Annotated in this window: 15 protein-coding genes; 3 read left to right on the plus strand and 12 right to left on the minus strand. The window is 34.1% G+C overall.

Annotated features, from left to right (window positions below; genetic code table 11):
• The first annotated feature begins 42 nt into the window (after positions 1-42).
• Both A5819_RS17435 and A5819_RS17440 read left to right on the plus strand, forming a co-directional pair.
• Positions 43-888: a ParA family protein gene (locus A5819_RS17435; RefSeq protein WP_086282133.1), complete on the plus strand. Its 846-nt coding sequence runs from the start codon at positions 43-45 to the stop codon at positions 886-888.
• Complete coding sequence (locus A5819_RS17440; protein ID WP_086282131.1) at positions 888-1208, plus strand: hypothetical protein; 321 nt, start codon at positions 888-890, stop codon at positions 1206-1208. Before A5819_RS17435 ends, A5819_RS17440 begins: the two co-directional genes overlap by 1 nt.
• A 187-nt stretch (positions 1209-1395) precedes the next feature.
• Here the strand turns inward: A5819_RS17440 and A5819_RS17445 are convergent, their stop codons facing one another.
• The 4 genes from A5819_RS17445 to A5819_RS17460 form a co-directional block, all read right to left on the minus strand.
• Positions 1396-1905, minus strand: coding sequence for a hypothetical protein (locus A5819_RS17445; protein WP_086282129.1), 510 nt, complete (start codon positions 1903-1905; stop codon positions 1396-1398).
• Positions 1902-3218: a Y-family DNA polymerase gene (locus A5819_RS17450; protein WP_086282126.1), complete on the minus strand. Its 1317-nt coding sequence runs from the start codon at positions 3216-3218 to the stop codon at positions 1902-1904. The genes A5819_RS17445 and A5819_RS17450 overlap by 4 nt, the downstream gene beginning before the upstream one ends.
• Before the next feature lie 432 nt (positions 3219-3650).
• A complete protein-coding gene (locus A5819_RS17455; protein WP_086282124.1) occupies positions 3651-3839 on the minus strand; it encodes a transcriptional regulator in 189 nt (62 codons plus the stop codon).
• Positions 3840-3888: 49 nt separating this feature from the next.
• Positions 3889-4335, minus strand: coding sequence for a helix-turn-helix domain-containing protein (locus A5819_RS17460; RefSeq protein ID WP_086282122.1), 447 nt, complete (start codon positions 4333-4335; stop codon positions 3889-3891).
• Positions 4336-4519: 184 nt separating this feature from the next.
• On the opposite strand from A5819_RS17460, the gene A5819_RS19045 reads away from it, so the two are divergent.
• A complete protein-coding gene (locus A5819_RS19045; RefSeq protein WP_254907333.1) occupies positions 4520-4615 on the plus strand; it encodes a type I toxin-antitoxin system Fst family toxin in 96 nt (31 codons plus the stop codon).
• A 302-nt stretch (positions 4616-4917) separates the two neighbouring features.
• Here A5819_RS19045 and A5819_RS17465 read toward each other — a convergent pair whose 3' ends face one another.
• The 8 genes from A5819_RS17465 to A5819_RS17500 all read right to left on the minus strand — a co-directional run bounded on the left by A5819_RS17465 (position 4918) and on the right by A5819_RS17500 (position 9437).
• A complete protein-coding gene (locus A5819_RS17465) occupies positions 4918-5157 on the minus strand; it encodes a hypothetical protein (protein ID WP_086282120.1) in 240 nt (79 codons plus the stop codon).
• A gap of 184 nt (positions 5158-5341) precedes the next feature.
• Positions 5342-5782 (minus strand): DUF5348 domain-containing protein, encoded by a 441-nt coding sequence (locus A5819_RS17470; RefSeq protein ID WP_086282118.1) that lies wholly within the window; start codon positions 5780-5782, stop codon positions 5342-5344.
• A gap of 91 nt (positions 5783-5873) precedes the next feature.
• Positions 5874-6767, minus strand: coding sequence for a hypothetical protein (locus A5819_RS17475; RefSeq protein WP_086282116.1), 894 nt, complete (start codon positions 6765-6767; stop codon positions 5874-5876).
• 65 nt (positions 6768-6832) lie between these two features.
• Entirely contained in the window at positions 6833-7183 is a 351-nt protein-coding gene (locus tag A5819_RS17480; RefSeq protein ID WP_086282114.1) for a hypothetical protein, read from the minus strand.
• A gap of 213 nt (positions 7184-7396) precedes the next feature.
• Positions 7397-7768 (minus strand): hypothetical protein, encoded by a 372-nt coding sequence (locus A5819_RS17485; protein WP_086282112.1) that lies wholly within the window; start codon positions 7766-7768, stop codon positions 7397-7399.
• Between the two features lie 84 nt (positions 7769-7852).
• Positions 7853-8461: a hypothetical protein gene (locus A5819_RS17490; RefSeq protein ID WP_086282110.1), complete on the minus strand. Its 609-nt coding sequence runs from the start codon at positions 8459-8461 to the stop codon at positions 7853-7855.
• 61 nt (positions 8462-8522) lie between these two features.
• A complete protein-coding gene (locus A5819_RS17495) occupies positions 8523-8897 on the minus strand; it encodes an ASCH domain-containing protein (protein ID WP_086282108.1) in 375 nt (124 codons plus the stop codon).
• Between the two features lie 183 nt (positions 8898-9080).
• Positions 9081-9437, minus strand: coding sequence for a hypothetical protein (locus A5819_RS17500; RefSeq protein WP_086282106.1), 357 nt, complete (start codon positions 9435-9437; stop codon positions 9081-9083).
• Between the last annotated feature and the right edge of the window lie 17 nt (positions 9438-9454).

Genomic DNA, 9454 nt, shown 5'->3' on the forward strand with positions numbered 1-9454 from the left:
ATGATAATATAGATAAAGATAAATTTTAGGAGGTATTAGATTATGGCAGTCACTATCACATTCGGTAATTACAAAGGTGGAGTAGGAAAAACAAAGAATAACATCCTTATAGCATATGAATTAGCCAAAAAAGGATATAAGACGTTAGTAGTAGACCTAGATCCTCAAGCAAATGCAACAACTGTATTATTGCGAACAAAAAAATTGCACAGTGAAGAAGTTTTTAGTTTCGATAAAACCTTAATGTCAGCAATCAAAGAAGGAGATATTACAGGAATTGAGACGCAAATTATGGATAACCTATTTTTATTACCCTCATATATTGATTTTGCCAACTATGTTACCTTTTTACAATTGCAATATGGACTGGTAGAAGAAAATGATCCAGAGTATGAAAATATTTATAAAAAACAAATTGCTCACTTTGATAATCTCTTAGCTCCTTTAAAAGAAAAATATGATTATATATTTATTGACGTTCCACCTACAAAATCATCTATAACTGATAGCGCAGTCTTAGCATCTGATTATGTTTTGATTGTCTTACAAACGCAAGAATTGTCTCTCGATGGAGCCACAGAATACCTAAAAGACTTACAGAAAATAGCCACTAAATATAATGGTGCATTCGAGATTGTGGGTGTTTTACCAGTATTAATGGACGGAAACGCTTCACTAGATAAATTTGTTCTTTCAAATGCTGAATCCGTATTCGGTGAAGGAAATATCTTTGAAAATAAAATTCCAAATATGGCTAGACTTAAAAGATTTGATAACACTGGTATCACTGAATTTGATCGTCACGACAAAAAAGTTATTGATCTTTATGACCTCGTTTCTGACGAATTACTTGAACGAATTAAATATTTTGAGAAAGGTGATCAATAATGACTAATGAAAATAGAAAAAGACCTACAGGACTAATTCAAAACAATAAATTTGAACCTAAACAAACTGCTGAAACAACTAAGGCATCTATAAGTGAAACGCAAATATCTAGAGTACGTGATTCAAAAAAATCCGTAGCAAAAAATCAAGAAGCAAATATAAAAGTTTCTTTACAGACTAAAAATGAAATAGATATATTAATGAAATTAACAGATCACAAGTTTGGTTACGAAATGATTGAAAGTTTAGTGGATCATTACATTGAGACAGCTTTAGATAACGATAAAAAACGCGCCTTCAGAACGCTTAGTTCACTTTAAAAAAAAGATAAATATGATAATAGATATATTATCATATTTATCTTTTTATCTATTATCATATAAATAAATGTCAAGCCATTCAATGTGTAACTGTTCCAGCGTAGCGAACCGTTGCGCTTTGTATGGCTGCCAAATCAGCACGGATCAAGCTGATTACTGATTCTTTTCCCTGCATAACAAACAGTTCTCATTCTATCCATTCATCATCTTCAAAATATTCATTGAATACCTCTTCAAGTTTTTCTTGTTCTTCTTGTTCCATATCTTTATATTCATTTTTTTCAAAAGGAGAGGGGAGAGAACCGCTTTCTGTTTCAGACCATTTTCTGAAGTCATGGATCTTAATATGTCGTACGTCCGCATAATCAATATACTGATCACCGATCATCAAAACATCTAAGTCCGCAAAACCTCTAAAGTTTCCCCATATTGACTCTTTCACACGTCCTAATTGATCCAGGCTATTCAACTGCACTTCTAAAATTTTGTTATGCTTGATTGATCGTTCTAGACAGTATTCTATATAGTTGATTTCTTGCTGCGGAAGCCGTTCTAAATCTCGTCTCGATTCTTTTGTGGATTCTTTGATACCCTCTTGCAATTCACCTAACGCAAAAGCAGTATCCCATTTGTACCCCATGCCACGATCACGATATTCATTATAATCAAAAAACTCTTTTTTTGTCTTTTTTGTCATGAACTTAACCCCACATTTCCGCCCGCATGCCCACCGACTAACGACGCTCTCAATACAGCTGTTGCACCTTCCATTAAAGAAGAAGCATGTATCAAGGCTTTAAATCCGTATTTCTTCCTGATTGTATCGATCAAAAAATCTAACCGTTCCTCATTTACTTCCTGGACTGGATCAGAAAAGAGGTCCAGCTGGAGTACATCTGTTTGAACTAGCTTTGAATAGGAAACACCAATGTGGCGTACATCCTGATAATTGTATTCTGACCGAAAAAGTTGTAAAACATGTTCTGACAGAACTTTTGTATTATTTGATAAGGAAACCTTTCTCTGTTTACTCCATCCTGAACGTCCTTTACCATCTATATAACCTTTGGAATACCCAACGGATACAGAAATGCATCCTGTTTTTAAATGGCTGCTACGTAATCGAGAAGCCACTTGATCGACAATTTCCTTCAACACTAATTCAAGTTGATCTTGCCTAGTATAATCTCTAGGCAATACCTGACTATTGCCAATTGATTTATCTACTTTAGCAGCTGGTTTCTTTTGACCTAAAAAACTACGATCGATACCCCACGAGTGAGCGAACAATTGTAACCCCATCACACCAAATTCACGCTTCAGTCTGTACGGATCAGCTTCAGCAATTTCTCGAATAGATCTGATCCCTAACCAATTAAGGCGTTTCACTGTCCGGTGTCCAATACCGCAAAACTCTGTCATTGGGCTTATTCCCCATACTTTCTCTTGTACGTCTTCATAGCGCCATTCAGCGATAAAGTCTTTACTGTGTTTTGCGCCATTATCCAGGGCTAACTTGGCCAACAAAGGGTTCGCTCCAATCCCTACAGTGACATAAATTCCTGTTTGTTCTTTCACCTTCAGTTGGATCTTCTTTGCCATTTCATACGCATTCTTGCAGTTAAATAGCTTCAAAGAATCCGTGACATCTAAAAAAGATTCATCCACACTAAAAACAGAATGATCCTCGTCCGCAACAAACGATTTATACACTTGATTGATTTCTACATTTTTCTTCATATACAAATTCATACGTGGTGGTACGATCACAAGGTCTTTATGATACGGAACTTCATTTGATCGAGTGACATTTGAAACACCTAACACTTTTTTCGCCAGGGGAGAAGCAGCCAGCACTAACCCTCCTGCATTGTCTGCTCCACTCATAACAATTAACATCGTTTTTAGTGGGTGAAGTCCACGTTCTACACATTCAACGCTGGCATAAAAACTCTTGCAATCGATACATAAGATATCTCTATTCGGTTCTTTGTCATAGTCAAATTTCATTTACCTCACCTTTTTCGTATGGATTATACACCCCCCCAATTATACGAACTTGCGTTCCCTTTGTCTAGCATGAGATATTATCCTTTAAGACAAAAAAAGCCACATACATTGCTGTATGGAGCTTTAGCATACACTATTAATTTTTTATAGTATTAACCAATTTTTTTCTATTCTACAGCCATAGATCATTTCAGAAGTTTCTTTTTTCTTTAGTAGCTGTAATGATTTATTCAACATTAGAGTGGTGACTAATTCTTTCATTTCTATCGGCTTTTGCGTCACTTCAGCAGCAACCAATACTAATTGATCCTGATTCTATGTGATCTGGCCAATCGAATATACCTGGTCTTTAAGTTCAATCTTGATATCCTGAACAGCATCATGTTAAAAATCGACTGATAGAATGGTTAGAAGCTCTGTCGCTCTCATAGGCTAATTTTTCAGTTCTACGTATTGCCCTTGTTGCATACCATATTTCCGTTTACATGCTCCACATTCAAAATAAAATCGTTCATATTTCTTTTGTGCAAGTTTGCCACAGTCACACCGAACATAGTACGGTACCGTGCGATTATATCCAGTGATCTCTATTTTCCAAGTATCAAACGCTTTTCTGGCCATTATAAGTACACTCCTTTATCTTCATTTTCAAGCAACATGTTACGCTAAATTATTTAGCTTTCTTATAATAGATTATCAGACCATCTTGTAATCTAGTTCCATATTTTCTATTCTGGTCATCAAGGAAATGAAACTCTACTTTTTCAACGTCTTGTTTTGCCTGCATCTTTTGATATGTAATTTCCTTCATCAAGCTCTCTGCAAGATCCTGTGAATTACAGGGCTGCTCGTCTAATATCTGAAACTGTTTCTCCACGTAAACACGCCATAACCCTTCATTTGCTTGTTCTTCTGTCTTACCTGTTAAATATTCCATTCCCTCACGTGTGATCACGAACGTTCCCCGTACACCACCAGCTTCCAAAAAAGTCACTGATCCCTTCAGAAATTTTTCAGGATTTTTATTAAACTGTTGGTATACATACGATCGCTCATAGTTCCAACGTTCGCTTGCATTTGGAAACGTCATTAATCCAATATCCCTCAAATCAATCATTTTTTCACCCCATTCAAAAACCTTAATTATTGTATGTATAATCATACCATAATTAAGGTTTTATGAATTCTATTTATTAAATTTTTTTAGTTGAAATAACTACTCAAAGAGAATATAACCTACAATTACTATTAAAACAATGGTACAATTATACTCGGCAACTGCCCCGAAAGGGGGGCTTTTCTTGAACGAACTTATCACGTTGATTGTCGCACCACTTTTTGTGGCTCTAATGACAACATTAGTCGATCATTGGTTATCTGATCGAGACGACAATTAATGCAGTTGCCCACATAACCCACGCGCTGGCCGTCGCATCCAGTGTATAAGAAAAACCCTTCTATTTCGCCATAGAAGGGTTTTCGTGCTTTTCTATCGAACTTATCACGTTTCGCATTAATAGTATAGCATTTTTCTTGGATAATAACAACCTTGTGACTTTAGGAGTGCGCTATTGATTTTATGATTACTTATCACATATAGTCTTTTATAATTCGTACTCCCATCTAATTTACCTGGTAGATCTCACACTGCAGCTGACAGAAATCAACTACTTTTACGAACGATCCTTTTTGGGAATCATTATTCCAATGTAGCTAAAACTTCTCTCACTGATTCCTTTAACCTTAATTCTTCTGAAATATCTGAAAATGTCATTGCAAACAATTCTATATCTGAAGCCAGTTCCATGTAGTTCACTGAGTTCATGAACTTGTGCGTTCTATCCAAACGCTTAATAAGATCCGCCATCCGCATGTCAAACTCCTGTTGACTCTGTTCAATTTCTTTTCTGTTTTTTTCTTTTGCTTCAGCGATTTTCATATTTCCACTCCAATCACGAATAATAAATAGCCAGGTACTTCACACGTCGGCACTAAAAGCCGAATGATTTTTAGCTTCAGGAATTTTTACCGTTCGCCTTTATAAAAATTATCCTGGAAGATCCGCAGTAACTGCCGGAGAATTTTCTTTAATTTTACGAACGATCGTTTTAGGGAATCACTTACTATGCTCTTACTCTAACTTTTAAGCCTGCCAGCGGTATATTGTTATATCCTACAAGATAATAACCCTTTTCATTACTTTCTACAGACGTGCGAACCCAAGCTTCTGTATCATCGAAATCAAAGTAAACAAGTGCTTCAATTCTGCTGCCACTTGTGAATTCATAACCGTTCTCTAATTCAAAACGACCATTTTCATTTTCTCGTAATGTTCCTGTAAATTGAATTGGTGAATTCAAATATTCTAAAATATAGTTGAAATCTTCCAATTTGGCAAAGGCTTTTCTTAGCTCATTGTACATTAAGCTCTCGTCAGGGGTGAATGCATGAGTGTCTATATCGTAAAAGTCTTCTTCATCTTTATATCCCATTTCTCGGAAAGTACGTTTGATCTCTCCTGATAGTACTTTGCTTGCTGCTAAACATTCATTAAGTTTTTTCATGTTCATCCTTCTTTCTTATCCTTTTGGGTAATATTCTCCATATCCGAAAAGAGACTATCAAATCCACTCCAAATCACACTACTATCATTGTCTACGCTAATTTTTCGTGAGTGGTTTTTCTGTAGTTATAAAAGCTTTCTCTAGTTAAATGACCTGGACAAATCTCTTCAGCCAGTTCCTGCATTATCGGCCCAACATATCCGATTAAACGATCACCAACATAATTATATTCTTCAACAAGAAAACGTACAATTTCCCTAATATCTATCCATGAGCCACTTTGTATATAATGTGTATCAATAATTACAATGATATCATCAAGGAGTTCTTTACTTTGTAAGTTTTTAGGTCTTTTTCTGGAAAGAATTCTTTCTTTTCTCTCTTGAACAAGAAATCGTTGTAAGGTGAGACTTCTTTCTTTCTCAAATGTGTTTATTTTTTTCTTTACACTCCAGTAGTCCTTCCAACTAAGGGGTAAATCTACACTAGCAAAAGCATTCATTGTTTCCTTAAGCCTAGTTGAGATCTCTAACTCTACAGAATGATTTTCTGTAAAATTTAGAATTTCTTTTTGAAATCCTTCTCCATCACGAACCATAATCAAGATTCCATCTAAATGACGATCAATTTCCTGTATTCCCGCTTTGATATTTCTAGCAATCGACAACGGAATATTGGTATGATCCGATAAATGTTGCAAACTAAGTCCAATCTTTTGTTGGCTCTTTTTGGTTCTCAATACATATTGGTACTTTACTTCTTTACCACAGGCACAATACAATCTTTCTTTTTTTGATACCTTACTATTTTGATAGTACGAACTTTCATGGTAATCATCATATTCCCATTCATCATCTTCAGAGAATATTTTATTCAAAAACATCGATTGAATATCACGTCTTTTATAAGTAAACAGGACTTGTCTCTGATTTTCAGACATTGTATTTATGATTGCTTCTCTTTGCTCTTCTGTTAAAACGATCACCTGTAACACCTCTCTTCATTCAATTTTTCATCTTTCACCTGCCTATCCTTTTTGGTTCAAAGTCATTAACTCATTTCAAAGATAACTTGTACATAGAAAATACGATTTATATCTACGTAGTAACGAATAGTCTTGACCTTCTTTAAATTTTCACTATCTATTTCTTCTTGTAACACTGCTCTGTAGAAAGGTAGCTTATGACTAATTTTTTGAACAGCCGCAGGCATTTTCACCAATATTGTTTTAGTGTTTTTTTCTTCAAAGAATTGTCTTTCAAATGTTTGCAATTCATAATCTTTCGACTGGAAAAACAAATCTTGAAAGCTCGATTCTAAATTGTCAATTGCCTTATCCGTTACATCACCATAAAAATTTAATCCTGGTATATTTTTTTGTTGAATGTTTGAAAAATTCATTTGTCTTGCTCCATTTCAATTATTTATTGATCCTTTTTGGCGAATAGTTCGCTACTTTGTGTTTGACCATTGTCCTGGCATTATCGATCGTTCGCTTTTAGTCACGCTTTACCTGATGGATCTCACACTGCAGCTGACAGAAATCTTCTAGTTTCACGAACGATTGTTCATGGAATCAATCAATTTCAACACCCATTCTTCCTTTTTAGGAATTTACTTATTTTCTTTATTACCCCACACGACTTCGGGATAATCAAATACGTATTCCTCTATCGAATATATAAATTCTGTTTCAGGAAGATCAGTTACAAATTCTCTTGGAATAGGCAAGCTTTTACCTTCAGAATCTTTTATATTTACAAAATAACCAGAATCACTAGATACGATTTGAACCCCTACAAAACCTTCATATCTACCTCTTCTGACAAGATCGAATATTGGTATTTTCCCATTTTCAATAGATAGTAAACTTTCTGAAATACAGACAGGTGTTCCTACTTTGTATAGTTTCCCATTTTCAGAAAGACCTTTGTTAACAGAATCAATCATAAGTTCCCAAGCTTCTCTATCTGACAATAATGCCATGCAATCACCTCACTTTTTTTACGAATCATTAGTTTATTTCATCATAAATGATCCTTTTTGGGAATAAAAAATAGCAACTGTTCATCATTCAAATAATAAGTTCAAATCACATTGTATACTATCTTCTATGGAAATACTTTTGTTCTCTAGTAGCAGCTTTAAATAGTTAGTAACTCTAAAAACATAATCACTTAAATTATATAAGTCTTTATAAGTGAAATTTCCGATAACATTTTGACTATTCTCAGAAATATGCATATCGTTATGAGCAATGACTTTGTCTCTGTATTTCTTAATTTCTTCTACTTTTGGTAATAGTGATTCAAGTTCATTTTTGAAACTATTCAATTGCTCTTTAACTGATTTGAAAGTGATCTTATTAAGATCAATAAATTCATTATCTGTAATTGCTACGTAATGATCATTTATCTTTTTTGCATGATTTATCGCTGTGTTCAAATGTTTATAAATGTTATATTTCCCATTTTTATCATAACTACGACAAATCGTCGATATATAAGTGAATCGTAGACAGTCATATGAACTATTGAAAAATTTCCATGCTTTTTTAAAATCATTATAGTTTTTAGATTTCAAATCAATAATTGCTTGCATACTATTTAGATACTTTTTAATATAAATACCTTCTCTTAAAAGGAATTCGTTTCGTTCTGTAATCTCATCTATATTCATATTTCAATATTCCTTTCGATTCTTGTTGGTTTCTATTAGATCTCATGCATGCAGTTATCGATCATTTTTCGATATACTTAAATGATTGTGGTGCTGCACCTACACCTATTTCTTTCAAGTCTAAAGGTCTTTCATATTCAAGAAAGTTCTTTATTTGAATCGCGTACCCTTTCTCTTTGCCACTAAAATATCCCTTGAAGAATGATTCAGTTATTCCTGAATACTCTTTCGTTCTCTGCCAAAGTTTTTCAGGTGTGTCTTCAATAATATCTTCAATAGTGAATTCACCTATAACTTTACCTACAGGCACAGTGGAATAAATAATGACAGACGAAACATTTTTATTTTTAAACATCCTAGATCTGTATTCAAACCTTTTTGTTCCAGCAATTATTTTCTCCACAAATTCAGGTTTAATAGATAACAATACTTTCATAACTCACCAACTTTTCTAGCATTATTTGGATCTCATTTATGCTGCTACCGATTCTTTTTGAGAAGCCGAACTATTTTCAGCTTCAGGAATTTTTACCGTTCGCCTTTAGAAAAATTATCCTGGAAAATCAGCTGCTGCTGCCGGAGAATTTTCTTCCATTTTACGAACGATCGTTTTTGAGAATTACGAAAAAATCACTTGAACATAAAATTCACGATTTATGTTTACATACCATCTAATAGATTCAAACTTCAGTATGTTGTGTAATTTTAGTATTTCTCTGTAAAATGGTCCTTTAAAATTCATACTATTCACTTCACTTGGAACTTTGGCAAACACCACTTTTTTTCCTTTATCATCAATGAAGTCTTGATCAATACTTGGCCATAGAAAACCTTCCAACTTGCAACACTTGGATTCCTTTTCTAGCACTTCAGAATCTGTGTAACTATCCTTTAAGTTTACCAGTCCTTTTTCTGTCACATCACCATAAAAAGATAATCCTGGTATATTCTTCTTTTGAAAATCTTTAAACTCCATTTATTCGCCTTCTTTCT

It is taken from the genome of Enterococcus sp. 7E2_DIV0204 (genome assembly GCF_002140855.1).
Classification (GTDB): domain Bacteria; phylum Bacillota; class Bacilli; order Lactobacillales; family Enterococcaceae; genus Enterococcus_L; species Enterococcus_L lemimoniae.